24 protein-coding genes are annotated in these 24,925 nt (G+C 71.0%); 13 read left to right on the top strand and 11 right to left on the bottom strand.

Annotation, left to right across the window (positions count from 1 at the left end; all coding sequences use genetic code 11):
- Positions 1–61: 61 nt before the first annotated feature.
- The 4 genes from OG349_RS03470 to OG349_RS03485 are packed head-to-tail and all read left to right on the top strand — an operon-like array spanning position 62 to position 4,604.
- A complete protein-coding gene (locus OG349_RS03470) occupies positions 62–1,372 on the top strand; it encodes an ABC transporter substrate-binding protein (RefSeq protein WP_327233164.1) in 1,311 nt (436 codons plus the stop codon).
- 10 nt (positions 1,373–1,382) lie between these two features.
- Positions 1,383–2,393 carry a carbohydrate ABC transporter permease gene (locus tag OG349_RS03475; protein ID WP_327233165.1) on the top strand — a complete coding sequence of 337 codons (1,011 nt, stop codon included), beginning with the start codon at positions 1,383–1,385 and terminating at the stop codon, positions 2,391–2,393.
- Positions 2,386–3,246: a carbohydrate ABC transporter permease gene (locus tag OG349_RS03480; protein ID WP_327233166.1), complete on the top strand. Its 861-nt coding sequence runs from the start codon at positions 2,386–2,388 to the stop codon at positions 3,244–3,246. Before OG349_RS03475 ends, OG349_RS03480 begins: the two co-directional genes overlap by 8 nt.
- Positions 3,247–3,266: 20 nt before the next feature.
- Positions 3,267–4,604 (top strand): GH1 family beta-glucosidase, encoded by a 1,338-nt coding sequence (locus OG349_RS03485; protein ID WP_327238426.1) that lies wholly within the window; start codon positions 3,267–3,269, stop codon positions 4,602–4,604.
- Positions 4,605–4,709: 105 nt separating this feature from the next.
- Here OG349_RS03485 and OG349_RS03490 read toward each other — a convergent pair whose 3' ends face one another.
- The 6 genes from OG349_RS03490 to OG349_RS03515 all read right to left on the bottom strand — a co-directional run bounded on the left by OG349_RS03490 (position 4,710) and on the right by OG349_RS03515 (position 10,706).
- On the bottom strand, positions 4,710–5,624 hold the full coding sequence (locus OG349_RS03490; RefSeq protein WP_327233167.1) for a PfkB family carbohydrate kinase: 915 nt from the start codon (positions 5,622–5,624) through the stop codon (positions 4,710–4,712).
- Positions 5,621–6,610 carry a zinc-dependent alcohol dehydrogenase family protein gene (locus tag OG349_RS03495; RefSeq protein ID WP_327233168.1) on the bottom strand — a complete coding sequence of 330 codons (990 nt, stop codon included), beginning with the start codon at positions 6,608–6,610 and terminating at the stop codon, positions 5,621–5,623. The genes OG349_RS03490 and OG349_RS03495 overlap by 4 nt, the downstream gene beginning before the upstream one ends.
- Positions 6,607–7,497 carry a carbohydrate ABC transporter permease gene (locus OG349_RS03500; protein ID WP_327233169.1) on the bottom strand — a complete coding sequence of 297 codons (891 nt, stop codon included), beginning with the start codon at positions 7,495–7,497 and terminating at the stop codon, positions 6,607–6,609. The genes OG349_RS03495 and OG349_RS03500 overlap by 4 nt, the downstream gene beginning before the upstream one ends.
- Positions 7,494–8,435, bottom strand: coding sequence for a carbohydrate ABC transporter permease (locus tag OG349_RS03505; protein ID WP_327238427.1), 942 nt, complete (start codon positions 8,433–8,435; stop codon positions 7,494–7,496). Before OG349_RS03505 ends, OG349_RS03500 begins: the two co-directional genes overlap by 4 nt.
- Before the next feature lie 38 nt (positions 8,436–8,473).
- A complete protein-coding gene (locus OG349_RS03510; protein WP_327233170.1) occupies positions 8,474–9,835 on the bottom strand; it encodes an ABC transporter substrate-binding protein in 1,362 nt (453 codons plus the stop codon).
- Between the two features lie 109 nt (positions 9,836–9,944).
- Positions 9,945–10,706 (bottom strand): DeoR/GlpR family DNA-binding transcription regulator, encoded by a 762-nt coding sequence (locus tag OG349_RS03515; RefSeq protein ID WP_327233171.1) that lies wholly within the window; start codon positions 10,704–10,706, stop codon positions 9,945–9,947.
- Between the two features lie 448 nt (positions 10,707–11,154).
- Between OG349_RS03515 and gndA the strand changes: the two genes are divergently transcribed.
- Positions 11,155–12,597 (top strand): NADP-dependent phosphogluconate dehydrogenase, encoded by a 1,443-nt coding sequence (gndA, locus tag OG349_RS03520; protein WP_327233172.1) that lies wholly within the window; start codon positions 11,155–11,157, stop codon positions 12,595–12,597.
- A gap of 416 nt (positions 12,598–13,013) precedes the next feature.
- On the opposite strand, the gene OG349_RS03525 is transcribed toward gndA, so the two are convergent.
- Together OG349_RS03525 and OG349_RS03530 are read right to left on the bottom strand one after the other, a co-directional pair.
- Positions 13,014–13,646, bottom strand: coding sequence for an aspartate/glutamate racemase family protein (locus OG349_RS03525; RefSeq protein WP_327233173.1), 633 nt, complete (start codon positions 13,644–13,646; stop codon positions 13,014–13,016).
- Positions 13,647–13,703: 57 nt separating this feature from the next.
- Positions 13,704–14,048 carry a GNAT family N-acetyltransferase gene (locus OG349_RS03530; protein ID WP_327233174.1) on the bottom strand — a complete coding sequence of 115 codons (345 nt, stop codon included), beginning with the start codon at positions 14,046–14,048 and terminating at the stop codon, positions 13,704–13,706.
- A 186-nt stretch (positions 14,049–14,234) separates the two neighbouring features.
- Here OG349_RS03530 and OG349_RS03535 point away from each other — a divergent pair, with 186 nt between their 5' ends.
- The 7 genes from OG349_RS03535 (at position 14,235) to OG349_RS03565 (ending at position 21,759) form a co-directional block, all read left to right on the top strand.
- Positions 14,235–14,657, top strand: a complete 423-nt coding sequence (locus OG349_RS03535; RefSeq protein WP_161308425.1) for a DUF350 domain-containing protein — start codon at positions 14,235–14,237, stop codon at positions 14,655–14,657.
- A 108-nt stretch (positions 14,658–14,765) separates the two neighbouring features.
- Positions 14,766–15,776, top strand: coding sequence for an SPFH domain-containing protein (locus OG349_RS03540; protein ID WP_327233175.1), 1,011 nt, complete (start codon positions 14,766–14,768; stop codon positions 15,774–15,776).
- Complete coding sequence (locus tag OG349_RS03545) at positions 15,773–16,666, top strand: hypothetical protein (RefSeq protein WP_327233176.1); 894 nt, start codon at positions 15,773–15,775, stop codon at positions 16,664–16,666. Before OG349_RS03540 ends, OG349_RS03545 begins: the two co-directional genes overlap by 4 nt.
- 317 nt (positions 16,667–16,983) lie before the next feature.
- The gene (locus OG349_RS03550; RefSeq protein ID WP_327238428.1) at positions 16,984–18,009 is read left to right on the top strand and encodes a hypothetical protein; all 1,026 of its coding nucleotides are present in this window, start codon (positions 16,984–16,986) and stop codon (positions 18,007–18,009) included.
- 41 nt (positions 18,010–18,050) lie between these two features.
- Positions 18,051–19,583 carry an amino acid permease gene (locus tag OG349_RS03555; RefSeq protein WP_327233177.1) on the top strand — a complete coding sequence of 511 codons (1,533 nt, stop codon included), beginning with the start codon at positions 18,051–18,053 and terminating at the stop codon, positions 19,581–19,583.
- Positions 19,583–20,971 (top strand): glutamine synthetase family protein, encoded by a 1,389-nt coding sequence (locus OG349_RS03560; RefSeq protein WP_327233178.1) that lies wholly within the window; start codon positions 19,583–19,585, stop codon positions 20,969–20,971. Before OG349_RS03555 ends, OG349_RS03560 begins: the two co-directional genes overlap by 1 nt.
- Before the next feature lie 113 nt (positions 20,972–21,084).
- The gene (locus OG349_RS03565) at positions 21,085–21,759 is read left to right on the top strand and encodes an endonuclease (RefSeq protein ID WP_327233179.1); all 675 of its coding nucleotides are present in this window, start codon (positions 21,085–21,087) and stop codon (positions 21,757–21,759) included.
- Between the two features lie 66 nt (positions 21,760–21,825).
- On the opposite strand, the gene OG349_RS03570 is transcribed toward OG349_RS03565, so the two are convergent.
- On the bottom strand, positions 21,826–22,026 hold the full coding sequence (locus OG349_RS03570; protein WP_327233180.1) for an antitoxin: 201 nt from the start codon (positions 22,024–22,026) through the stop codon (positions 21,826–21,828).
- A 99-nt stretch (positions 22,027–22,125) separates the two neighbouring features.
- Positions 22,126–22,506 (bottom strand): luciferase domain-containing protein, encoded by a 381-nt coding sequence (locus tag OG349_RS03575; protein WP_327233181.1) that lies wholly within the window; start codon positions 22,504–22,506, stop codon positions 22,126–22,128.
- Between the two features lie 179 nt (positions 22,507–22,685).
- Here OG349_RS03575 and OG349_RS03580 point away from each other — a divergent pair, with 179 nt between their 5' ends.
- Positions 22,686–23,330, top strand: a complete 645-nt coding sequence (locus OG349_RS03580) for an HD domain-containing protein (protein ID WP_327233182.1) — start codon at positions 22,686–22,688, stop codon at positions 23,328–23,330.
- Here OG349_RS03580 and OG349_RS03585 read toward each other — a convergent pair.
- Positions 23,254–24,816 carry a M1 family metallopeptidase gene (locus OG349_RS03585; protein ID WP_327233183.1) on the bottom strand — a complete coding sequence of 521 codons (1,563 nt, stop codon included), beginning with the start codon at positions 24,814–24,816 and terminating at the stop codon, positions 23,254–23,256. The two genes, OG349_RS03580 and OG349_RS03585, sit on opposite strands and share 77 nt — an antisense overlap.
- Positions 24,817–24,925: the final 109 nt, after the last annotated feature.

Consider the following 24,925-nt stretch of genomic DNA (forward strand, 5'->3'; position numbering starts at 1 on the left):
TTAAGTCATGGAGGCCGTTCGACTCTCGAACGCTGCCATCCCCGGAAAGGGGCCACCTCACATGCGCAAGGCCAGAGCCGCAGCAGCAGTAACCATCGTCAGCGCTCTCGCGGCAGCCGTCACCGGTTGCGGCGGGGGATCGTCAGAAGGTGGAAGCAACGAATCACCGAAGACCCTCACGTACTGGGCGTCCAACCAGGGTCCCAGCATCGAGGCGGACAAGAAGATCCTGACCCCGGAGCTCGCGAAGTTCGAGAAGCAGACCGGGATCAAGGTCAAGCTCGAGGTCGTGCCGTGGTCGGATCTGCTCAACCGGATCCTCGCCGCCACGTCGTCGGGCAAGGGCCCCGACGTGCTGAACATAGGCAACACCTGGTCGGCCTCGCTCCAGGCGACCGGTGCCCTTCTCCCGTGGGACACGAAGAACTTCGACGCGATCGGTGGCAGGGACCGGTTCGTCGACTCGGCGGTGGCCTCGGCCGGCGCGGAGGGCAAGGACCCCTCCGCCGTGCCGCTGTACTCGCTGGCGTACGCCCTTTACTACAACAAGGCGATGTTCAAGGACGCGGGCATCGAGAAGCCCCCGGCCACCTGGGACGAGCTGGTCGCCGACGGCAAGAAGATCTCCAAGGACGGCAAGTGGGCGCTGGGCGCGGAGGGCGGTAACCTCTCCAACAACATCCACCAGGTCTTCGCCCTCGGCAAGCAGCACGGCGCCGACTTCTTCGACAAGGACGGCAAGCCGACCTTCACGTCGGACGGTGCGGTCGCCGCCGTGAAGCAGTACGTCGACTTCATGGCCAAGGACAAGATCATCGCTCCGGGCAACGCGGAGTACGCCCAGAACCAGTCCCTCCAGGACTTCGCCAAGGGCAAGACGGCCATGGTCCTCTGGCAGGCCGCCGCGTCGACCTTCGCCTCCCAGGGCATGAAGCCCGAGGACTGGGGCGTCGCCCCGGTGCCCGTCCAGTCCGGCGTCCCCGGCACGGGCGAGCAGACCAACTCCATGGTCGCGGGCATCAACATCGCGGTGTTCAACAACACCAAGAACATCGACGGCGCGAAGAAGTTCGTGAAGTTCATGACGAGCGACGCCGAGCAGACGCTGCTGAACAAGACCTACGGCTCGGTCCCGCCCGTCAAGGCCGCGCAGCAGGACCCGGCGTTCGGCGCCTCGGACGTGAAGGTCCTGAGGGACACGCTGGGCACCAGCGCCGCCCCGCTCCCCCAGGTCGCGAACGAGTCCCAGTTCGAGACGACCGTCGGTACGGCCGTCAAGGGCCTGTGGGCCGACGCCGCGGCGGGGAAGCCGGTGACCACCGAATCCGTCAAGGCAGCACTGACCAAGGCCCAGCAGCAGATGACTCCGTGAGGCTCTCTCCATGACCGCCACCGTGACACCCAGCAGTGGGCACAAAACGGGCGACGTGGAGAAGACGGACAACGGGGGTGCGCGCGGACGACGTTTCCCGCGCATCCCCGACCGGATCCGTCAGGGCGGTCTGCCCTACCTCCTGCTGCTGCCCGCCGTCGTGCTCGAACTGCTCGTCCACATCATCCCGATGGTGATCGGGATCTGGGTGAGCTTCAGGCAGCTCACCCAGTTCTTCATCCGGAACTGGGGCAATTCCCCCTCCGCCGGTTTCGACAACTACAAGGTCGCCATCGACTTCGATGCCCCGATCGGTCAGGCGCTGCTCCACTCGTTCCTCGTCACCTGCGCCTTCACCGTGCTCTCCGTCGGGCTCTCGTGGCTGCTCGGGGTCGCGGCGGCGATCATGCTCCAGGAGAACTTCCGCGGCAGGAGCATCCTGCGGACGATCTTCCTGGTCCCGTACGCCCTGCCCGTGTACGCGGCGGTCATCACGTGGGCGTTCATGTTCCAGCACGACAACGGCGTGATCAATCACGTCCTGCACGACCAGCTCGGCCTCACCGACAAGCCGTCGTTCTGGCTCATCGGCAACAACAGCTTCATCGCGCTGGTGATCGTCTCGCTCTGGAAGTCCTGGCCCTTCGCGTTCCTGATGCTGATGGCCGCCCTCCAGAACATCCCGCGTGATCTGTACGAGGCCGCCTCCATCGACGGGGCGGGCATCTGGCAGCAGATCCGCAAGATCACGCTGCCGTCGCTGCGCCCGGTCAACCAGGTGCTGGTGCTGGTGCTCTTCCTGTGGACGTTCAACGACTTCAACACGCCGTACGTCCTGTTCGGCAAGTCGGCGCCGGAAGCGGCGGACCTGATCTCGATCCACATCTACCAGTCGTCCTTCGTCACCTGGAACTTCGGTTCGGGATCGGCGATGTCCGTCCTGCTGCTGCTCTTCCTGCTGCTGGTCACGGCGGTCTACCTGCTCATCACCTCACGGGGAAGGAAGGGCACCGATGTCTAGCCCCCGGTCTCCCATGGCGCCGCCGCAGTCGTTCCTCTGGACGCGCCGCGTCGTCCTGACGGTGCTGGCGGTCTTCGCGCTGCTGCCCGTCTACGTGATGGTCAGCAGCTCGCTCAAGCCGCTCCAGGACGTGTCGGGGAAGTTCCAGTGGATCCCGACGAACCTGACGATCCGCCCGTACTTCGACATCTGGAAGACGGTCCCGCTCGCCAAGTACTTCGTGAACTCGCTGATCGTGGCAGGCGCGGCGACGGTGCTCTCCGTGGTGATCGCGGTGTTCGCCGCGTACGCGGTGAGCCGGTACAAGTTCCGCGGCAAGCGGACCTTCACCATCACGGTGCTCTCCACCCAGATGTTCCCGGGGATCCTCTTCCTGCTCCCGCTGTTCCTCATCTTCGTGAACATCGGGAACAGCACCGGCATCGAGCTGTACGGCTCGCGCGCCGGGCTGATCCTCACCTACCTGACGTTCTCGCTGCCGTTCTCCATCTGGATGCTGATCGGGTACTTCGACTCCATCCCGCGCGAACTGGACGAGGCCGCCATGGTGGACGGCTGCGGACCGATCCGCGCCCTGTTCCAGGTCGTGGTGCCGGCCGCCGTCCCGGGCATCGTGGCCGTCGCCGTGTACGCGTTCATGACGGCCTGGGGCGAGGTCCTCTTCGCCTCCGTCATGACCGACGACCAGACCCGTACCCTCGCGGTCGGTCTCCAGGGCTACGCCACCCAGAACGACGTGTACTGGAACCAGATCATGGCCGCCTCGCTGGTCGTGAGTGTGCCCGTCGTCGTCGGGTTCCTTCTCCTCCAGCGCTACCTCGTCGCCGGCCTGACCGCGGGCGCCGTGAAGTGAACCACCCCGAAAGGCTGTTCGTGAACGACCTCAACGCCCTCCCTCCCGATTTCACCTGGGGCGTCGCCACGGCCGCGTACCAGATCGAGGGGGCGGTGGCCGAGGACGGCCGTGCCCCGTCGATCTGGGACACGTTCTCGCACCTCCCCGGCACGATCGACAACAACGACAACGGTGACGTGGCCTGCGACCACTACCACCGGGTGCCCGAGGACATCGGGCTGATGAAGCGGCTCGGCGTGGACGCGTACCGCTTCTCGCTGGCCTGGCCGCGGGTCATCCCGGGCGGCGACGGACCCGTCAACAAGGCGGGCCTCGACTTCTACGACCGGCTCGTGGACGGACTGCTGGAGGCCGGCATCGCGCCGTTCGCCACGCTCTACCACTGGGACCTGCCGCAGGCGCTCCAGGACCGGGGCGGCTGGCCGGTCCGCGAGACCGCCGAGCACTTCGCCCGGTACGCCTCCGTCGTCGCCGAGCGCCTCGGCGACCGCGTCAAGGACTGGGCGACCCTCAACGAGCCGCTGTGCTCGTCGTGGATCGGCCACCTCGAAGGCAAGATGGCGCCCGGCGTCACCGACCTCGAAGCGGCGGTGCGCACCTCGTACCATCTGCACCTCGGCCACGGGCTCGCCGTCCAGGCGATCCGCGCGGTCTCGCCGGACGCCCGCGTCGGCATCGTCAACAACCTCAGCCCGGTCGAGGCGGCCTCGGACAGCGACGCGGACCGCGCCGCCGCCGTGCGCGCCGACGGGCACACCAACCGCTGGTGGCTGGACCCGATCCTCGGGCGCGGCTATCCGCAGGACATGGTCGACCTGTACGGCGTGGAACTGCCGATCCGGCCGGGTGACCTGGAGACCATCGCGGCGCCGCTGGACTGGATGGGAGTGAACTACTACTTCCGCCAGATCGTGAAGGACGACCCGACGGGCATCGCGCCCTTCGCCCAGCAGGTCGAGGGGCCGAACGCGCTCCACACCCACATGGGCTGGGAGGTGCACGCGGAGGGCCTGGAGCAGCTGCTGCTCCGCCTCACCGACGAGTACGGCGTCGGGCGGATCTACGTGACGGAGAACGGCTCGGCCTTCCCCGACGTCGTAGGCGCGGACGGTACGGTCGACGACCCCGAGCGGACCCGTTACCTGGAGGACCACCTCGCGGCCTGCGCCCGGGCGGTGGAGAAGGGCGCCCCGCTCGCGGGGTACTTCGCGTGGTCGCTCATGGACAACTTTGAGTGGGCGTACGGCTACGACAAGCGGTTCGGCCTGGTCCACGTGGACTACGAGACGCAGACCCGCACGATCAAGTCCAGCGGGTACCGCTACGCGGAGATCATCCGCGAGGCGTCGGCCTGAGGCTTTGTCCTCAATCGCCGGACGGGCTGAATTTCAGCCCGTCCGGCGGAACAAATCAAGCCCGTCCGGCGATTGAGGACACACTACGGCCGAAGGCCGTGCACCTCAGGTCACCGGCACCGGCTGCGTCCCCTCCTGTGCCACCACCGACGCCGCGACCCGGGACGCGAATCCCAGCATCTCCGCCGCGCCGGCGGGCGACAGCTCCCCCGCCCGCGCGAACGCCCCCTCCCCGGCCAGCCAGTTGAGCACCGCCGCCATGAACGCGTCCCCCGCACCGATGGTGTTGACCACCTCGACCGGCACCGCCGGCACCGTCACCGGCTCCCCGGCCCGGGTGTAGGCGGTCGCGCCGCGCGCCCCGCGCGTCAGCACCACCAGCCGCCCCTCCCGCGCCAGCCGCCGGCACGTCTCGCCGGGGTCGGCCCCCGGCCAGAGCCGGAGCACGTCCTCGTCACTGGCCTTGACGATCCCCGCCAGGGCGCACAGCTCCCGCAGCCGCCGCGCCCCCGACCCGGCGTCCAGCGTGCGGTCCTCGCGTACGTTGGGGTCGACCACCAGCACCGAGCGCTCCGCCGCCGCGCGGGCGGTCGCCGCCACCGCCTCGGCCGCCGGGGACACGACCGCGGCGAGCCCGCCCACGTACACCGCCCCGAACTCCCCCGCCTCAGAAGCACGTTCGGCGATGCGGAAGGTCGCGGTGTCCTGGAGGTGGAAGTGGTAGCCCGTGCCGTCGGGTCCCGGGTCGGCGACCGCGAGGGCGGTGGGCAGCTCCGACCGCCCGCACAGGCCGAGTTCGGTGCCGGCCGAGACCAGCCGCCCCTCGATCGCCCGGGCGAAGCCGTCCCCGCCGAGGGTGCCGGCGAACCAGCTGGGGGTGGAGAGCGCGGCCAGTCCGGCGGCGACGTTCGCGGGCGCGCCGCCGGGCTGGGCGTGCTGGGTCAGCCGGTCGTCCGGGGACGGTACGAGGTCGATCAGCGCCTCCCCCATCACCAGCACGGCGCCGGGCCCGCCGGTCACGGCTCGACCACGATCTTGCGTCCCTGGCCCGCCTTGAACCGGTCCAGCGCCTCGGGGTACGACTCCAGGGGCATCCGGTCGCTGATGAACACCGCCGGGTCGAGCACCCCGCTGGCGAAGAGCGCGGCGGCCCGCTCGTAGCTGTGCAGCACCGCCATCGAGCCGGTGATCGTGATCTCCTGGTTGTAGATGCGGTACGGCTCGATGACCGCGGTCGTCGCGTAGTCGGCGACCCCGAACTGGAGGAACGTACCGCCCTTGGCGACCCGTCCGAGGCCGTCCTGGATGGCGGCGGCGTTGCCGGTCGCGTCGACGACGATGTCCCAGCCGCGCGGCGTGTCCAGTTCCTCCGCGGAGGCGGCGGAGCGCGAGACGCCGAGGGTAGCGGCGGTCGCGAGCCGCTCCGGGTTGATGTCCAGGATGTCGACGGAGGCGGCGCCGGTGCGCTTGGCGAGCTCCAGCATCATCAGGCCCATGGTGCCGGAGCCGTAGATCAGGACCTCGGCGCCGAGCGTGGAGCGCAGGACGTCGTAGCCGCGCACCGCGCAGGACAGCGGCTCGATCAGCGCGGCGTCCTTGACGTCGATGTGGTCGGGCAGCCGGACGCAGTTGGCGACGGGCGCGACGGCGAACTGGGCGGCGCCGCCGGGCTTGCTGACGCCGATCGCGTTCCACCGCTCGCACAGGTTGCCGCGCCCGATCCGGCAGTAGTGGCACTCGTGGCAGTAGAGCGAGGGGTCGACGGCGACCTTGTCGCCCAGGGCGAGTTCGGTGACGTCGGAGCCGATCCCGACGATCTCGCCGGCGAACTCGTGGCCGGGGACGATCGGCAGGGTGGGCGCGAACTCGCCCTGGAGGATGTGCAGATCGGTGCCGCAGAGCCCGCAGGACGCGACGGCGACGACCACGTCCCGGGGGCCGGGGGTGGGGTCGGGCACCGTCGTGACGGAGACCTTGCCGGGGGCTTCGATGATCGCGGCCCTCATTTGACTGCTCCAAGAGAGAGGCCCTGGACCAGTTTGTCCTGGGCGGCGAAACCGGCGGCGAGCACCGGCAGGGACACGACGACGGCGGCGGCGCACAGCTGGGCCAGGAAGAGGCCCTGGCTGGTGACGAAACCCGTCAGGAAGACGGGCGCCGTCTGCGCGGTGACACCGGTGAGCACCCGGGCGAACAGGAGCTCGTTCCAGCTGAAGATGAAGCAGATCAGCGCGGTGGCGGCGATGCCGGGCGCGGCGACCGGGGCCACCACGCGGGCGAGGACGGTCGGCAGCCTGGCGCCGTCCATCTGCGCGGCCTCGATGATGGAGACCGGGACGTCCGCGAGGAAGGACTGCATCATCCACACCGCGATCGGCAGATTCATCGAGGTGTAGAGGATGACGAGCAGCCAGATGTTGTCCAGCATGCCGATGTTCTTCGCGAAGAGGTAGATCGGCAGCAGTCCTGCGACCACCGGCAGCATCTTGGTGGAGAGGAAGAAGAACATCACGTCCGTCCACTTGCGGACGGGCTTGATGGACAGCGCGTACGCCGCCGGCAGGGCCAGCAGCAGCACGAACAGGGTCGAGAACAGCGAGGCGGTCAGGGAGTTGATCAGCGGCGGCCAGGGGCTCGCGCCGCCGTCGGAGCCGAAGAACACCTTGTAGCTGTCGAGGGTGAGGGGCGCCGTGAACGAGGGCGGGTTGGTCGCCGCGTCCGTCTCCGAGTGGAAGGACGTCAGCAGCATCCAGAGCGCCGGGAGGCAGAAGCCGAGCCCCACGACCCAGGCGAGCAGGCCGAGGCCCGCGGAGCGCCGCCTGGCCCTGCGGGTGGCGGGCGCGTAGGCCGCCGTGGCCGGGGCCGCCTTCACGGGGGCGGTGGTGGTGCTCATGCGCGGCTCGCCTCCTCACTGAAGAGGGACGAGACCACGCGGAGGGCGAAGGTCGCGATCACGATCGTGCCGATCACGACGACCACTCCGGCCGCGGAGGCCAGTCCGTACTCGTGAGCCTGGTAGAAGGTCTGGTAGATGGTGTACGGCAGGTTCGCGGTGCCCAGTCCGCCCGCGGTGATGGTGAACACCGCGTCGAAGTTCTGCACGACGTAGATCGCGCCGAGCAGGGTGCCCAGTTCCAGGTAGCGGCGCAGGTGAGGCACCGTCAGGAAGCGGAACATCTGCCAGGTGCCGGCGCCGTCGAGGCGCGCGGCCTCCATCATGTCCAGCGGCTGGCTCTGGAGTCCGGCGAGCAGGATGAGCATCATGAACGGCGTCCACTGCCAGACGAGGGACGCCTCGACGGCCAGCAGCGGCATGTCGGTGATCCAGTCGGGCTGGGCGGGCGTGGAGTCGCCGAACAGTCCGGTGAACCAGGCCCACCCCCCGTTCAGCAGACCGTACTCGGGGTTGTAGAGCAGGTGTTTCCACATCAGCGCCGCCGAGACGGGCACCAGCAGGAACGGGGTGATCAGGAGCGTGCGGACGAACCCGCGCCCGATGAACTTCCGGTTGATCAGGAGCGCCAGCAGCAGCCCGAGCACCACACTGACGATCACGACGGTCGCCGTGAGCAGGATGGTGGTGAGGATCGACTCGCGCAGGGACTCGTCCGTCACGACCGTCTTGTAGTTGGACAGCCCGGAGAACGCGCGCTCGTCGGGGGCGAGTGAGTTCCAGTCGAAGAGCGAGATGAACAGCGTCGCCACGAAGGGCAGTTGGGTGACCGCGATCAGGAAGATCAGCGCGGGCAGCAGGGGCGCCCTGGTGGCCCAGGCGCGGGCCCTGACCGAGGGCCCCCGGCCGGCGCGCCGCGGCGCCGGGGGCCGCGACACGCCGGCCGGGGAGGCCGAGGGGGTACGGACGGGGGCACTCACTGCTGCTCCTTGCCGACCTTCTCGGCGAGCGCCTGCGAGGTCTTGAGGGCGTCCGCGACGGACTGCTTGCCCGCGATGGCCGCGCTGATCTCCTGCGAGACCTTCGTGCCCAGGTCGGTGAACTCCGGGATGTCGACGAACTGGATGCCGACCGTGGGCCGGGGCTGGGTGCCCGGGTTGGTCGGGTTGGCCGAGGTGATGGCCTGCTGGGTCACGTCGGCGAAGGCCGCCGCGTCCTTGAGGTAGGCCGGGTTGGCGTATGTCGAGGCGCGCTTGCCGGCGGGCACGTTGGGCCAGCCGATCTTCTCGCCGACGAGGTTCTCGTACTCCTTGCTGGACGCCCAGGAGATGAACTTCCAGGCGCTCTCGTCCTTGGTGGACGCCTTCTGCATGCCCCAGGCCCAGGTGTAGAGCCAGCCGGAGCTCTCGGTCTTGTCGACCGGCGCGGGTACGTAACCGATCTTGCCCTTGACCGGGGAGTCGGCGGCCTCCAGCGAGCCGGCGCCGGCGGTGGCGTCGTACCACATGGCCGACTTGCCCTGCGTCATGTTGTTGAGGCACTCGGAGTAGCCGGACTGCGCCGCGCCCGCCTCGCCGTGCTCGCGGACGAGGTCGACGTAGAACTGGGTGGCCTTGGTGAACTCGGGCGAGGTGAGCTGCGCCTCCCAGTCCTTGGTGAACCAGGTGCCGCCCATGGTGTTCACGACGGTGGTCAGCGGGGCGATGACCTCGCCCCAGCCGGGCAGCCCGCGCAGGCAGATGCCCTTCATGCCGCTCTTCGCGCCGTCCGCCTTCGCGGCGAGGTCGGCGACCTGCTGCCAGGTGGGCTTGGGCGGCATGGTCAGGTTCTTCTCGGCGAAGATGTCCTTGCGGTACATGAGGAACGACGACTCGCCGTAGAAGGGTTCGCCGTAGAGCTTGCCGTCGGCGGCGGTCAGCGAGTCCTGGAGGGGCTTGAGGATGTCGGGCTGGTCGAACGCCTTGTCCTTCTTGACGTAGTCGTCCAGCGGGTGCAGCCAGCCGTTCTTGGCGAAGAACGGGACCTCGAAGTTGCTGATGGTGGCGACGTCGTACTGGCCGGCCTGCTCGGAGAAGTCCTGGCTGATCTTGTCGCGGACGTCGTTCTCGGGCAGGACCGTGAAGTTGACCTTGATCCCGGTGTCCTTGGTGAAGTGGTCCGCGGTGAGCTTCTGCAACTCGACCATCTGCGGGTTGTTCACCATCAGGACGTTGATCGAGTCGCTCCCGCCGGAGGAGCTGCCGCCACCTGCTCCGCTGCACCCCGCGAGCAGGGCCGCCAGGGCGGCGCCTGCTCCCACACGGACGCTGATTCCACGTCGTCTTTGCTGGACGGGCATGAGTTGTCTCCTGATCACTTCGTTGTGAGGGGGTTCGGGGTGTACGGACCCGCGTCCCGGCCGGGCCGAAGCGGCGCGGCGGGTACGGAACGGAGGGGGCCGCTGGGTGTCAGACGCGGATGACCTGCGGTCCGAGGAGCGAGTACCGCTGGGCCTCCGCCGAGGGCAGGCCCGCGTCCGTGACGATGGATTCGAAGTCGGCGACCTCGGCGAACCGGCAGAAGCTCACCGCGCCGAACTTGGTGTGGATCCCGGCGAAGACCCGGCGCCTGGAGCTGCGCATGGCTTGCGCCTTGACCTCGCTGACGGCCGGATCCGGGGTGGTGAGGCCGTACTCGCGGGAGATCCCGTTGGCTCCGACGTACGCCAGGTCGATGACGAACTCGGAGAGCATACGTGTGGTCCAGTGGTCCACCGTGGCCATGGTGGAGCCTCTGACCCGGCCGCCGAGGAGCAGCACCGCGATCTTCTCCGCGTCGGCGAGCGCGGTCGCCACCGCGAGGGAGGCGGTGACGACGGTCAGGGTCCGGTCGCGGGGCAGGGCCTCGGCGACGAGCTGCGGGGTGAAGCCTTCGTCGACGAAGACGGTCTCCGCGTCGCCGAGGAGATCGGCGGCGGCAGCCGCGATCCGGGACTTCTGCGGGACGAGACGGGTGGTCCGTACCGCGAGGGTCGTCTCGAAGCCGGCGGACTCCACCGGGTAGGCGCCGCCGTGGGTGCGCCGTACCAGGCCGTGTTCCTCCAGGGCGTGCAGGTCGCGCCGGACGGTCTCCTTGGCCACCGAGAGCTTCGAGGCGAGCGCGGTGACGTCGACCGCCCCGGCACGGCGGGCGATCTCCAGGATTTCTCGTCGGCGTTCGTCGGTGTCCACGACACACACTTCCCTGCTCCGCTGCGGCTCGGGCTCAGCACCCGTTCGGGCTCATGCGTCGTTTGTACAAGCAAAGCCCCCACCGCGACCAGGTTCTTCACCGATGCGACTGTGCCCGTTCATGCCCGCTTCGCCCCGAGCGTCGGCGCAGGTCACGCCCGCGACAACGGCTGTTGTCGCGCACATCACCGCCCGATTCGGTACCGTCCTGTGCCCGAACGGAGCCCGAACCGGAATCCCCTTTCCCCACAACCGGACCGGTTACACGAGAAGCCGCTCACATCGGGCCCTGCCCGTTCGGACACGATCGGCCGATCACGTCGCGCGTGCGGCGGGAACACGACACGATGCGACAGACCCGGAATGCGGATGACTCCGGGCACCTTGAGGATCGACGTAACAGGCTCACGCCCGGCTTAACAGACTCACAACTTTCAGGAGCGCTTCCATGAGTGGTACCGCCCAGATCGGCGTCACGGGGCTCGCGGTGATGGGCCGCAACCTGGCCCGCAACTTCGCGCGCAACGGTCTCACGGTCGCGGTGCACAACCGCACGGCCGCCAAGACCCGGGCCCTGGTCGAGGAGTTCGGCGACGAGGGCACCTTCGTGCCCGCGGAGAGCGCGGAGGAGTTCGTCGCGGCCCTGGAGCGCCCCCGCCGCCTGATGATCATGGTGAAGGCCGGGGACCCGACGGACGCCGTGATCCAGGAGTTCGCCCCGCTGCTGGAGGAGGGCGACGTCATCATCGACGGCGGCAACGCCCACTTCGCCGACACCCGCCGCCGCGAGAAGGAGCTGCGCGAGCGCGGCATCCACTTCGTCGGGGTGGGGGTCTCGGGCGGCGAGGAGGGCGCGCTGCACGGCCCGAGCATCATGCCGGGCGGCTCCGCCAAGTCGTACGAATCCCTCGGCCCGCTGCTGGAAAAGATCGCGGCGAAGGCACCGGACGGGGCGCGTACGGTCGCGCACATCGGCCCGGACGGCGCGGGCCACTTCGTGAAGATGGTGCACAACGGCATCGAGTACGCCGACATGCAGCTCATCGCGGAGGCGTACCACCTGCTGCGGTCCGTCGCGGGCTACTCCCCCGCGAAGATCGCCGAGACGTTCCGTACGTGGAACACCGGCCGGCTCGACTCCTACCTGATCGAGATCACCGCCGAGGTACTGGCCCATACGGATGAGGCGACCGGCAAGCCGTTCGTCGACGTCGTGGTCGACCAGGCCGAGCAGAAGGGCACCGGCCGCTGGACGGTCCAGATCGCCCTCGACCTGGGTGTGCCGGTCTCCGGGATCGCCGAGGCGGTCTTCGCGCGAGCCGTCTCCGGCCACGCGGCGCTGCGCGAGGCATCGCGCGGGCTGCCGGGGCCGACCGCGCGCCCGCTGGACGACACGGAGGCGGCGCGCTTCGCCGACCAGGTGGAGCAGGCGCTGTACGCGTCGAAGATCGTGTCGTACACGCAGGGCTTCCACCAGATCCGGGCGGGCAGCGACGAGTACGACTGGCACATCGACCTCGGTTCCGTCGCGGCGATCTGGCGGGCGGGGTGCATCATCCGCGCCGCGTTCCTGGACCGGATCCGGGCGGCGTTCGACACGCGGCACGACCTGCCGAGCCTGCTGTCGGACAAGCAGTTCGCCGAGGAGATCGGCACGGCGCAGGACGACTGGCGGGCCGTGGTGGCCACGGCGGCGGTGCAGGGGGTGCCGACTCCGGGCTTCTCGGCGGCGCTCTCGTACTACGACGCGCTGCGCGCGGAGCGGCTGCCCGCCGCGCTGACCCAAGGCCAGCGTGATTTCTTCGGGGCGCACACCTACCGGCGTACGGACCGCGAGGGGTCGTTCCACACCCTCTGGGGCGGCGACCGTTCGGAGGTCAGCGGCGGCTGACACAGCACTGCCCTCCACGCCGACCGGCCGGCCGCGTCCTCGCGGTCGGCCGGTCGGCGTGGAAGCCGGGTGTCAGAGGGTGTCGCGCAGAGGCCCCGGTGCGGGCTCCGGTTCCGGTACGGGGTCCGGGCCCGGCGGGCTCGGCACCGGATCGGGCTCCGGGGGCGGCGAGGGGCGCGGCGTGGGCGAGGGGGCCGGGGGCGGCGAGGGAACAGGCGCGGGGCCCGGGCCCGGCAGCGGTCCCGGTCCTGGTGCCGGCGGTCCTGGCGTGGGGACGGGCGACGGCGGTACGGGATCGGGATACGGGCTGGTCATGACTGACCTCCTGTGGTGCGTGGTCGTACGTTCCCAATGTCTCCCGGTGCGCGTGCCCACGCGCGCCGGGTCCACGCGTCGGGACGCGCCGGGCCCGCGGGTCAGGAGAGCGCGGCGGCGGCCACCGCGGCGGCGTTCAGGCCGGCCCGGGGGCTGGAGAGCACCGGGACGGTGGTCACGGCCCGGTCCGCCGCGCCGGCCATCGATGCCTGGGCCAGAACGATCACGTCCGCCGCCGTGACGCCGTCGACGACGGCCGCCACCGCGTCCAGGTAACCGTCGAGGTCACCGGCCTCGAACCGCTCCCAGGCGCCGTCGACCAGCACGGTCCGCAGGTCGACGGGCCGGCCGGCCGCCTCCTCGCGGATCAGCGTGAGCGTCGGCTCCAGCGTGCTCTCCACCGTGGCGACCACCACCACCCGGCCCGCCTCGGCGGCCGTCGCGGCCATCGGCCGGTCAACCCTGAGCACCGGTACGCCGAGGGTACGGCCCGCCTTCTCCGCGACCTCCCCGAGCGTCGAGCAGGTGCAGAGCACGGCGGCCGCGCCCTCGGCGACCACATCCTCCAGCGCCGCCTCCACCGCGTCCGACACGGCCTCGGGCCCCTCGATCCTGGCCCGGTCGAGCAGCTCCCCGGCCACCACGTGCCGCAGGACGAGGCCCGGGTGCTCGGAGTCGCGCAGGGCGTCGAAGACCGGGACGTGGGCGGGAGAGGTGTGCAGCAGCGCGAGCATGATCACGATGCTAAGCCTCACCGGCGGAGGCGTCGCGTCGGTCACCGGGCCCCGGGGTCACCAGACCTCCGTGCTCGCCTTCAGCTGCTCCTCGGCGGCCGCCACCACGTCCGCCGGCGCCGGGGGCGCCTCGTCGGGGTGCCGCTCGGCCCAGGTGGCCGCGTACGGGCAGAGGGGGACGACGGGCACGCCCTCACGCGCGGCCGTCGCGTAGAACTCGCGTACGAGCTTGCCCGCGATGCCCTTGCCCTCGTGGCCCTGCTCCACCACGGTGTGCACCGCGACCAGCGCGGCGGGGGTGGCGTCGAGGGTGAAGTAGGCGACGACGCCGACGGCCTGGCCGTCCTCGTACGCCTCCAGACGGCCCTGCGCGCGGTTGTCGCGGATCTCGATGTCGGCCATGGCGGCGGACTCCCTTGGTCGTTCGGTGGGGCGGAGAGCCACACTCACGTGACGGTTCCAGCCTACGCAACCCGCCGGCGGCGCCGCCGGTTCGGGCCGCCGCGAACGGGGACCCCGTACGGCCGTGCGATACATTTTGCGTCGCTTTTACCACGATCCACTTCTGCGGCGGAGACGAGCTTCTCAATGAGCGACATTCTCAACGGACTTGGCCGGGCCGGCGTCTACGGGGCGCTCGGTGTGGTCCTGCTGATCCTCGGCATCGTCCTGGTGGACCTGCTGACCCCGGGCAAGCTCGGGAAGCAGATATGGGAGGAGCGCAACCGCAACGCGGCGGTCCTCCTCAGCTCGGCCCTGCTGGGCATCGGGGGCATCGTGTTCACCTCGATCTGGACGACGTACGACGACTTCGGCAAGGGACTCGCGTCGACCGCCGCGTTCGGGGTGCTGGGGCTGGTGATGATGGCCGTGGCCTTCCTGGTGGTGGATCTGGTCACCCCGGGGAAGCTGGGCGCGACGCTGGTCGAGGCGGAGCCGCATCCGGCGGTGTGGGTGACCGCGTCCTGCAACCTCGCGGTGGCCGCGATCATCTCGGCGTCCATCGCCTGACCGCACCCCTCTCCCGTTCTCTCCTCCCCCCCCCCTTTATATCGTCATCTTGACGACAAGGAGCCGCCTTCGATATCGTCACCATGACGACAACAAGGGGGGCCTCCCATGGCCGACATCACCCGGCGCCTCGGCTGGCGCCATCTGCGCTCCGCGCCCACCGCCTACGTACGGCACCACCGGCGCGGACAGCTCGCCCACGACGGCACCGGGCTGAGCTTCTGGTTCCGGGCGCTGAGCGCGGCCCTCTCCGAAGTGCCGGTCGACGACCGGGAGTTGGCCATGGCCTTCCACGCCCGTACGGCCGACTTCCAGGACGTCACCGTGCAGGCGACCGTCACCTACCGGATCAGCGACCCGGGAACGGCGGCCGGCCGGATCGACTTCTCCGTCGATCCGGACACCGGCGCCTGGCGGAGCGCGCCGCTGGAGCAGATCGCCACCCTGCTCACCGAGACGGCCCAGCAGCACGCGCTCGACGTGCTGGCCCGTACCCCGCTGGCGGCGGCGCTGGCAGACGGGGTCGCGTCCGTACGGCAGCGGATCTCCGACGGACTCGCGGCCGAGCCCCGGCTGCCGGCCACCGGCATCGAGGTGGTGGCCGCGCGGGTGGTCGCCATCCGCCCGGAGGCGGAGGTGGAGCGCGCCCTGCGCACGCCCGCCCGGGAGTTGATCCAGCAGGAGGCGGACCGGGCCACCTACGAGCGGCGGGCCGTGGCCGTCGAGCGCGAGCGGGCCATCGCCGAGAACGAACTCGCCAGCAAGATCGAACTGGCCCGGCGCGAGGAGCGGCTGGTCGAGCAGCACGGCACCAACGCCCGCCGCGAGGCCGAGGAGAGCGCGGCGGCCGACGCCGTACGGGCCGAGGCCGAGGCACGGCGGATCGTGAAGCTCGCGACCGCGCAGGCCGAGGCGGCGCGGCAGACCGGTGACGCGCGGGCGGCGGCCCAGTCCGCCTGGCTGCGGGTGCACGGCGAGGTGGACGCGGCGACGCTGCACGCGCTGGCGGCGACACGCCTCGCGGAGAACCTGCCGCGCGTCGACAGCCTCACCCTCTCCCCCGACGTGCTCACCGGGCTGCTCGCCAAGCTGGGCCGCCCCGGGGACGGGTCCGCGTGAGCCTGGCGCCGCGCGCGGTGCTGGTCCACCGCACCAGCGAGTACGAGGAGCTGCTCGCCCGGCACGGCACCCACGGCCAGGCCGCCTTCTACCTCTCCTCGCGCGGCCGGTCCCTGGACGAGGTGGCCGCGCGGCACCACCGGGCGCTCCGCGCGCTGACGGAGGTGGCGGCGGCGGTGCCTATGTCGTGGCGGCAGGCCCGGGTGGAGCGGGCGGACCTGGACCGGTTCCTGTTCGGTCCCGAGGACGTGGTGGTCGTGGTGGGCGCGGACGGGCTGGTCGCCAACACCGCGAAGTACCTGACGGGGCAGGTGGTGGTGGGGATCGACACGGATCCGGGGCGGGGTCTCGGGGTGCTGGTACGCCACCGGCCGGGCGACGCGGGCGCGTTGCTCCGGGCGGCCGGGCCGGGGCGGACCGCCCGGGTCGACGAGCTGACGATGGTCGAGGCGGTCGCCGACGACACCCAACGCCTGCTCGCCCTCAACGAGATCTATCTCGGCCGGCCCGACCACCAGACCTCGCGCTACCGGCTGGGCCCGGACGACGGGACGGCTCCCGCCGAGGCCCAGGCGTCCTCGGGGGTGCTCATCGGTACGGGCACGGGCGCGACGGGCTGGCTGCGCTCGCTGGGCGGCGGCGCGCTGCCCGCGCCGTCGCCGACCGATCCCGTCCTGGTCTGGTGCGTACGGGAGGCCTGGCCGTCCCCCACGACCGGCACGTCCCGGCTGACGGGCGTCCTGACCGGAAGCCACCGGCTGCGTCTGACGGTGGAGTCGGAGCGGCTGGTCGCGTTCGGCGACGGGATGGAGGGCGACGCGCTGGAACTGACGTGGGGCCAGACGGTCCGGGTGGGCCTGGCGGAGGTGGCGCTGCGCCTGCTCGCCTGAAGCGCCCGTTCCCACCTCACAGCCCCATTATGGAAAACACATTCCGCCAGGCGGAGGTCGCCCGGTCGAAAACGGTCAATCGGCGCACCGGGACGTGCAATTGGGGAGAACAAAGTTCCGGTCGAGCTTTCTTTACGAAAGCCCAAGTGCCATGCTGGTGCGCCGGGACGCAGGGCCACCGAACAAGAACCCTCGGTGATGGGCGGCGTTCCGAGCGACCCCCCTGACCTGTGACAAGGATTGACGATGTCTCCTGTGCGGCCGTTATCCCGGTCCTCCGCCCCCGGCGGGCCCGGGGGCCGGTGCCGGTGAACGCCATGGGGACGGGCGACAGGTCCGGGCGGGGGATGCGGTTGTCCTCCGGGCCCGCCGGGGACGACCACGAGTTACGCGCGGTGCTCCAGGACGTGGCCTCGGGCTACTGGATGTCCATGCAGGATCTGCTCCTCCGCACCGAGGCGGGCGTCTTACGCACGGGGGCCGGCGCCGACTGGGCGCAGTGGACCTTCCGTACGCAGGTACTGGGCGCCGCGTCGGCGGGGACCACGGTGGTGCAGACGTGGCAGCGGGAGGTCCCGGACAGCCGGCCGGCGACGGTGATGCGCGCCCGGGTCGCGGTGGAGCGGGCGCTGCGGGCGAACCGTATCGGCGACGTCCAGCACCTCCAGAGCCTGTGGTGGACCGCGAGCGCGGCCTGCGCGGCCGCCGCCGAGGTGGCACCGCACGATCCGGTCCCGTTCCTCTGCCGGCTGGCCCTCGCCGAGCTGGACCCGGACCAGGTGGACCCGGAGCACCGGCGCCACGCCCCCGACCCGCAGCTGTTCCCCGGCCCCTGGGGGCTGTTGGCGGAGGTCGACCGGCGGGACCCGGGCAACCGTGAGGCGTACCACCGGATGGCGCGCTACTTCCTGGTCCGCAAGGGCGGTTCGGTCGCCCATCAGGACTTCTTCGCGCGGTGGGTGGCGGACGGGGCCCCCACGGGCTCGGCCCTGCTTGCCCTCCCCCTCTATGTCGCCGTGGAGCGGTGGCGGGCGGCCCACACCGGCCGCGAGTCCCTGGACGCCAGCCTCTACTGGGTGACCGACGGGGCGCTGGCGCGGGCACGGGTGGCGTACCGGGACTGGTTCGCCGTCACCACCTCGCGCCGTCTGACGCAGGACATGAACTACCTGGCGCACGCGCTGTGGTCGAGCCAGCAGTACGGCCCCGCCGCCGAGGTGTTCCGCGCGCTGGGCCCCCACGCCTCCCCCCGCCCCTGGCTGTACCTCGTCGCCGACGGCGCCCGGTGGGAGCGCCTGTTCCTCGACGCGCACGACGCGGCCCTGGCGAACGGCTCCCCCTGAGCCGTCGTTCCTGGTGATCCTTTCCCCGATGAGTGTGTCCCATGAGGAGGACCTCAGTGTTTGGTGCGACCCGACCACAACCCGTCTCAGGACCCGAGCAGGTGTCCGACGACAACCGGCAGCTGGCCGATCTCGGCTACGAACCCGTGCTGGCCCGGCGGATGGGCGGTTTCGGCAACTTCGCCGTGAGTTTCAGTGTCATCTCGGTGCTGGGCGGCTGCATGGCGCTGTACGGGCCCGGCCTGATCGCGGGCGGTCCCGCGGTCATGCTGTGGGGCTGGGCGGTGGTGGGCTTCTTCGTGCTCTTCGTCGGGATGGCGCTGGCCGAGGTGACGAGCGCGTACCCCACCTCGGGCGCGATGTTCTACATGGCCGACCAACTCGGCGGGCGGCGCTGGGGGTTCTACACGGGCTGGCTGAACCTGTTAGGGCTGATCGGCGGTATCGCCGTGATCGACTACGGCGCCGCCCTGTTCACCGGGGCCGTCCTCGACCTCCAGTGGGGCATCGCCGTCACCCCGGAGGAGACGATGGTCATCTTCGTCGCCATCCTCCTGTTCCACGCCGCCCTGAACCTGGCCGGCGTACGGCTCGTCAGTGTGCTGAACTCGATCAGTGTGTGGTGGCACCTCGCCGGTGTGGCCGTCATCCTCGGTGTGCTGTGGATCGCCCCGGACAGCCACCAGTCCGCGTCGTTCGTCCTCGGTGAGTTCAGCAACGGCACCGGCTGGGCGAATCCGCTGTATGTCACCGGCATCGGCCTCGCGATCGCCCAGGGCACCCTGGTGGGCTACGACGCCTCGGCCCACATGTCGGAGGAGACGAGCCGCGCGGCGGTGTCGGCCCCGCGCGGCATCGTGCGCTCGATCTGGGTCTCGTGGGCGGTGGGCTTCGTCCTGCTGGCCTCCATGGCGTCCGCGATCCAGGACTACGCGACCACCGCCGCCTCCCCCGTACCCCCGGCGCAGATCTTCGTCGACGCGGTGGGCACGGACGGGGCCACCCTGCTGCTCGCCGTGGTCATCGTGGTGCTGCTGTGCGGCGGCAACGCCGAGGTCGCGGCCGGCAGCCGGATGGTGTTCGCGTTCTCCCGCGACGGGGCGCTGCCCGGCTCGGGCCTGTGGCGGCGGCTGAGCCGCAGCCAGACCCCGCACCTGGCCGTGTGGCTCGTGGTCGCCGCCGCGTGCCTGATCACCCTGCCGAGCCTGTACTCGCCCACCGCCTTCACCGCCGTCTCCGCGATCAACATCATCGGGATGACACCCGCGTACGCGATCCCGATCTTCCTGCGCCTCCGCCACGGGAACCGCTTCCGCAAGGGCCCCTGGCACCTGGGGCGCTGGAGCAAGCCGGTGGGGTGGATCGCGGTGGTCTGGGTCGTCTTCGTGACCGTGCTGTTCTGCCTGCCGCAGCGCAACCCCGTCACCGTCGAGACGTTCAACTACGCGCCGGTGGCGCTGGTCGCCGTCCTGCTGCTGGCCGAGCTGCGCTGGCCGTTCGCGCGCCGCGCCTACAACCCGCCCACGCCCACCCCGGCCGCCCAGGACCGCGCCCACGTCGAGGAGTTCATCTGATGACCGCCGACCAGGACCGGCCGGCCCGGGCCACCGGGCGCCTCACGCTCGACCAGTTGCGGAGCGAGGTGGCCGAAGGCCGCGTCAGGACCGTGGAGTTGGCGCTCGCCGACGTACAGGGCAGGCAGCAGGGGAAGCGGTACCACGCCCGGTACTTCCTGGACCGGGTGGCAGGCGACGGGGCGGACGTGTGCGCGTACGTGCTGGCCACGGACATCGACATGCTGCCGCCCTCCGACTTCGAGCTGGTCTCCTGGGACAGCGGCATCGGCGACTTCCAGGTGCGGCCCGACCTGACGACGATCCGGACCGCCCCTTGGGATCCGGCGACGGTGGTCGTCCAGGCGGACGCCTTTCTCGACGACCGGCCCGTGGAGGTGTCGCCGCGCCGGATCCTGCGCCGGCAACTCGACCTGCTCGCCGAGCGGGGCCTGCGGGTCAAGGTGGGCATCGAGACGGAGTTCGCCCTCTACCGGGGCACCCACCAGCGCCTGGAGGACACCCTCCACCGCGCGCTGCGCCCCGTCTCGGCGAAGAACCGCGACTTCGCCCTGGAGGTCGACCCGCGGACCGGCCGCTACCTGCGGCTCCTCCAGGAGCACCTGGAACACGCGGGCCGGCCCATCGAGGCGGCCAAGTCCGAGGCCGCGCCCGGACAGGTGGAGATCACCTTCCCGTACGGTGACGCGGTGGAGGCGTGCGACGGGCACGTCCTGTTCAAGCGCATCGCCCGGCACACCGGCGACCGTACGGGGCTGGCCCCGACGTTCATGCCCACCCCGCAGCCCGGCACGGCCAGCGGACTGCACCTGCACCTGTCCCTGTGGCAGGACGGCGAGCCGGTGTTCGCCGCCCCCTCGGGGGGCCTGTCGGCCACGGGCTCACAGGCCGTCGCCGGGCTGCTCGCGGTCCTGCCCGACCTCACCCCGCTGTGGGCGCCGAACACCAATTCGTACCGCCGCTACCAGCCGGACACCGGCGCCCCCACCAGCTTCACCTGGGGCTACGACAACCGGACCTGCGCGGTACGGGTGGTGGGGCGGGCCACCCCGCACCTGGAGGTACGGCTGCCGGGGGCGGACGCGAACCCCTACCTCGCCCTGACGGCCGCCCTGGCCGCGGTCGAGCACGGCATCGAGCACGCCCTCACCCCGCCGGAGCCGGTCACGGGCAACGCGTACGCGGATCACACCGCGCCGCCGGTCCACACCACACTGAGCGCCGCTCTCGACGCGTTCCGGGCCGGGCCGCTGCCGGACAAGATCCTCGCGCCCGGGGTGGCGAAGCACTACGCCCAGGTCGCCCAGCTCGAACTGGACGCCCTACCGGAGGAGTTGGGGGAGGAGATCACGGACACCGAGATCACCCGCTGGTTCGCCCGGGCCTGATCCGGCCGGGAGCGTGTGCGCCCGGAGCCCGGCGGCGCGACAATGGTGGAGGCGCGGGGAGAGAGGTCCTGCCCCGCGCCGCACCGGCAACTGTCTGTCGGAGGAGGCGCGTTGTGCCGCGATCCAGTGACAGCGAGACCGTACGGAAGCTCCTCGGCACCCACGGCCGTACCTACGCGCAGGAGGCCGGTATCCGCCTGCGTGACACACCGCAGCCGCTCTACCGCACCCTGGTCCTGGCCCTGCTGCTGAGCGCGCGGATCCGCGGCGGGACCGCGGTCGCGGCCTGCCGGGCCCTCGGCGACGCGGGGCTGCGCACACCGCGGCGCATGGCCGACGCCACCTGGCAGGAGCGGGTGGACGCGCTGGGGCGCGGTGGCTACCGCCGCTACGACGAGCGCACGGCCGCCCAGCTCGGTGACGGCGCCCGCCTGCTCCTCCACGAGTACGGCGGCGACCTGCGACGGCTGCGCGAGGCGGCGGGCCGCGACGTCGGCGCGCTGGCCGCCGGGGTCCAGAAGAACCCGGGCATCGGCCCGGTCGGCGCGGACATCTTCCTGCGCGAGGTCCAGGGGATCTGGCCGGAGGCCGCGCCCTACCTGGACGACAAGGCGCTCCAGGGAGCACGCCGCCTGGGCCTGCCGGACGATCCGGCGGCGCTGGCGCGGCTGGCGGGCGACACCGATCCCGCGGTGTTCGCGTCGGCGCTGGTGAGGGAGGCGCTGGACCGGACGGGGGCGCTCGACCCCGACGACCACAACGACCACAACCCCGACGACAACCCCTGAGAACACACACACCTGCCACCGGACCCGATCAGGTCCGGTGGCAGGTGCAAGTCCGGCGGAGCGCGGTCAGGGCTGCGGAGGGCGGTCGTCCGACGGCGGCTCCTGCGTCCCCATCTGCTCGTTCATCCGCTTCTGGGCACTGTCGGTCTGGCCGCTGTACTTGTTGTCGGTCTTGGAATCGAACGCGTCGCCACCCCTGTCCACGCCCTGGCGGCTCGCGTCGTCATGGCCCTTCATGAGGTTCTTGAGCTTGTCCATCATCGACATTGCTTGCTCCTCACTCGGAACGTACTCACCCCCCACCCTCCCCGCTGCCCGGCGATCCCGCATCCGCAGCGTGGGTCCTCGGTGGCCCTGGATGGTCCCTCAGCGGGAGTACGCCCTGTTGTGCCGCGTGCAGGGATCGGTCACGATCCCCGTGCCGCCCTCCTCCGGCAGCCCGGCGACGGCTTGGAGGGCCGCGCTGACCAGGGTGGCGAGGAGGTCGATGTCCGCGCCGGTGTCGAGCCGGACCGTGACCCAGCCGGAGCCGGCCCGCAACCGCAGCGCGGTGGACCGCTTGAGCGCGGGCCGCAGCTTGGCGATCATGGAGTTGGTGAGGTGCACATCGGCCTCGTTCTCACCGTGGAAGTGCACGATCTCCTGGGACTCGGTGCGCACGCACAGGTCTGTGCCGCAGTAGGCCCGGCCCCGGCTGAGACCCGGCCAGGTCATCAGACGTTCGCCGGCATGTCTGGCAGCGTTCATGCGTCCAGCGTGCCGTACGGGGGGCGCGCACAACAGGGGAAATGGCGAACAAAATACGGTCGGTCTTTGTTCGCCGCCTGTTCAGAAGGCCGGGCGTCGACCCGTTCACCACTTCGTGATCTGCTCGGCAGGGCGACGGCAGGCATTCCAGTACGGGAACAGGACGGGAAAGGGCCACCATGGCTGCGAACTCGGTCGATGAGCTGATGGATCTCCTCCACGCGAGCCGGGGCGCCTGGGACACCCCGGACCGCACCGGCGATCCCGTCGACCTCCACGACCACGCCTTGCAGACGGCCGCGCTGCTGCGCCGGCGCCGCCCCGCCGACAAGGAACTCCAGATCGCCGGGCTCGTCCACGACCTGGGTCATCTGCTGCGGCCCGGCAACGACGCGCGCCACGCGGATGTCGCGGCGGACGCGGTACGCCCGCTGCTGGGCGTCCGGGTCGCCCGGCTCGTCCAGCTGCACGTGCCGGCCAAGCGCTACCTGGCGGCCGTGGAGCCCGGGCGTCCGCTGTCCGGGCAGAGCGCGGCCACGCTCCTGCTCCAGGGCGGCCCGATGACCCCGGCGGAAGCGGCGGCGTTCGCCCGGGACCCCTTGGCGGAGGACGCCGTGACCCTGCGTCAGGCCGACGACGAGGGCAAGGCCGTCGGCCTGGACGCGGGGGTGATGGAGGACTGGCGGCCGGTGCTGGAGTCGGTGGCCGCCGCGACCGCCCGCCACCTCACGGAGACGCCCTACGGCGTCACAGCGTCGCGCTCGCCCGGTCCTTCGGCGTCGGCCGGTCGTCCCGCCGGGCCGCGGACGCCGTGGGAGGCGTGACGGTCCAGTCGGGATGACCGGGCATGCGGGGGGTGGTCGTGCCGTACAGCCACTCCGTGAGGAACCCGGTCAGGTCCTGCCCCGCGACCTCGGTGGCCACCGCGATGTAGTCCTTGGTGGAGGCGCTGGAGTTGCGGTACCGGTCGAGGAACGTGTGCTCGATACGGGAGAAGACGTCCTCGCCGACCAGCGTCCACAGCGCGTACAGGACCAGTACCCCGCCGGTGTAGCGCTGGCTGTCGAAGAGGTTGGCGGCCGTCGGGGAGGCGACGGGACCGGAGTCCTTGCGCCACTGGTCGCCCCGGGAGTAGACGTCCTTCATCCGGGCTTCCATGGTGGTCAGTCCGAGCGAGTCGGGCCAGCCGCGCTCGTACCGGTAGAGCAGGCCGTAGTAGTCCGCGTGGCCCTCGTTGAGCCACAGGTCGGCCCAGGTCGCCGGGGAGACCAGGTTGCCGAACCAGGTGTGGACCAGCTCGTGCATCATGTGCGAGCCGATCGCGCTCTCCTTCTGGAGAAGGTAGTTCGGCTTGTAGATCGTGAGGGTCTGCGTCTCCAGGCCGGTGAAGTCGAAGGCGTCGGGCGCGTCCGTGTTGGCCGGCAGGATGCCGTACGCCTCGAACGGGAAACGCCCCAGCCGCCTTTCCAGCCAAGTGAGTTGACCGGGCGTCAGGGCGAGGGCCGGTTCGAGGGCCTCGGCCCGCGCGGTCGGTACGACGTCGCGCAGCCGCATCCCGCTCGGTCCTGGACGCTCCACGATCCGGTAGTCCCCGACGGTGACCTGGACGACCTCGGTGGCGATCGGGTCGCGCGAGTGGTACACGGCGGTGGTGGTGCCGTCGGCGTGCGTCCTGGTGGAGACGAGGGAACCGCTCGCGACGGCGGTCAGTCCGGCCGGTGCGGTGATACGGAAGGTGAAGTGGGCCTTGTCCGTGGGGTGGTCGTTGCAGGGGAAAACGGTCCGCGCCAGGTCCGGCTGTCCGGCGACGGCGAAGCCGTCGGGGGTGGGCACCCAGCCGTTGTACGGCGGTGCGATCTTGCGCGGGTCGGCGGTGTAGTCGACCCGTATGACCAGCGCCCCGTGCTCGCGCACCCGGGACGGCGGAGTCACCACGAGCTTCTCGGCCCGCTGCTCGAAGACCGCCCGCCGGCCGCCCACCCGTACCTCGTGGACCACCGGGCCCAGCAGGTCGAGGGAGAAGCGGGAGAGGTCCTGGGTGGCGCGGGCGACGATCGTCACGCGCGCCTCGACCAGCTGGGTGTCGGCGAGGTAGGTGAAGTCCAGCAGATAGGCGGAGACGCGGTAGCCGGTGTTCCCCAGCACGGGGTAGACGGGGTCGCCCAGGCTGTCCCCGCCGGGGGTGCCCCCGCCGTGGGAGCCGTGGCCACCCGTGAGAGGCGCCGCCTGCGCGGCGGGAGAGGAAAGGGCGAGTGCGGCGGTGCCGAGGAGTGCGGCCGCCGGGGCCGTCACCCGGGTGCGATAGCGCATGAGTCTCTTTCCGGTTCGTTCCGTCGAGATAGGAACGCGCAGGACGGAGCCGGGCGGGAAGCCCGCCCGGACCCACGTCATGACGCTCCCCCGTAACCACGGGCGCGCG

Source organism: Streptomyces sp. NBC_01317 (assembly GCF_035961655.1).
Lineage (GTDB): Bacteria > Actinomycetota > Actinomycetes > Streptomycetales > Streptomycetaceae > Streptomyces.